Origin of the sequence: Mesorhizobium sp. M4A.F.Ca.ET.050.02.1.1, assembly GCF_003997725.1 — a bacterium.
In the GTDB taxonomy this organism is placed as follows: domain Bacteria; phylum Pseudomonadota; class Alphaproteobacteria; order Rhizobiales; family Rhizobiaceae; genus Mesorhizobium.
The window spans coordinates 1-1652 of the sequence record NZ_RZSG01001061.1; the positions used below are offsets into that span (position 1 = coordinate 1).

Below are 1652 nucleotides of genomic sequence, written 5' to 3' on the forward strand. Positions count from 1 at the left end.
CAGATCAAGATGCACGGTCTGGAAAACTACTTTGTTATTCTCGACCGTAGAGATGCCAGCAAACCCCTAAACGATGATGACATCGTGCGTATATGCAGCACCAACGTCGGCGTTGGGGGCGAGCAGCTGCTGACTATTGAACGGGCCTCGGACGAGGGGGTGCGCGCCGGTGCGTACGCGGCAATGCGAATCTTCAACATCGACGGCAAGGAAGTTGGGGCATGCGGCAATGCCACGCGATGCATGGCGTATCTGCTGCTCGAAGAATCCGGCAAGGATGAAGTGGTGATGGAGTTGGCAGGCGGCGGCGTCCACAGCCGCAGGGCGGGGCCAACGGAGGTCAGCGTCACGCTTGGACCGATCAGCATGGATTGGCGCAAGATCCCACTGTCGCAAAAGGTTGATACGCTCCACCTGCCCATCCAAAGCGGCCCGCTCACAGATGGGATCGCTCTCTACATCGGCAACCCGCATGCAGTTTTCTTTTTCGATCAACTCGATAGCGTCGACATGGCTCGCTATGCGCCTGCGGTGCAGAATGATCCTCTTTTCCCAGAGGGTGTTAACGTCGGGGCTGCTCAAGTCATTGACGAACAGACGCTTCGGCTCAAGGTCTGGGAACGACCAGGCGTGCTCACTAAGGCATGCGGAACTGGCGCGTCCGTTGCTGCTTATGCGGCGTTCAAACGAGGTCTCGTCACTTCCAGGAAAATCGCCGTTCATCTTCCGGGCGGCAGGCTCGACATCGAACTTCTCGATGGCGGGCGAGTCCGCATGACCGGACCGGTAGCCTTCTGCTGTCATGGTTTCGTCCTAGGGAATACGAAGGGTTAATTACGGATGTGCCGCGGTCAAGGCTCAGATCGTGCGGCACCAACAAGGTGAGAGCCACCAGCACAAAAACAGGGGAATGAGACAATGAGAGTGACAAAGACGTATCTTGCACTCAGTGCAGCGCTGCTGTTGGTCGCGCTGCCGTTTGCAGCTCAATCGCAGCAGATTCCAGAAAACCTCAAGGGTTCCGGCGAGGTTGTGGTTACGTCGGGAGGCGGAACCTGGGAAGCGGCCCAGAAGAAGGCATTCTTCGACCCGTTCACGCGAGACACCGGGATCAAGGTTGTGCTTGTTCCGGAGGACCAGGCGAAACTGCTGTCATCCGCAAAGCTCGGCCAGCCCGAAGCCGACATTACCTCAATTGAGGGCGGCCAGCTCGCGAGCTGGATCACGAAAGGCGCTGTCGAGGAGATGGACTACAGCGTCTTTGCCAAGGACACTCTGGCGAACATCCCCGACAAACTGAAGAACAAATATGGGGTCGGCGCTCTGCTATATTCCTTGGTAGTTGCATATAACACTAAAAAGTATCCGGAGGATGGCAAGCATCCGAGGAACTGGGTGGATTTTTACAACATCAAGGATTTCCCGGGAAAGCGCAGTCTGCCGAAATGCGAGAAAATAATCGGTGGGGGCTTGCTTGAAGGGGCAATCATGGGTGACGGCGTACCAGCCAACAAGGTGTACCCGATCGACATGGATCGAGCGTTCGCAAAAATTGCGGAGTTGAAGCCCCAAGTTGGGCGTTGGTGGGTGGCCGGCGCAGACGCTCCACAGAGCCTGATTGACGGTGAAGTTGACATGGCAGCGGCCTATAA

2 protein-coding genes are annotated in these 1652 nt (G+C 56.7%); both read left to right on the forward strand.

The annotated features are described in order from the left end of the window. Positions 1–834 (forward strand): diaminopimelate epimerase (dapF, locus tag EOA33_RS34925; protein WP_127407667.1); only part of this gene is annotated, 834 nt, incomplete at its 5' end. Positions 835–918: 84 nt separating this feature from the next. Next, the coding region (locus EOA33_RS34930) for an extracellular solute-binding protein (RefSeq protein ID WP_127407668.1) at positions 919–1652 on the forward strand (734 nt) is incomplete at its 3' end.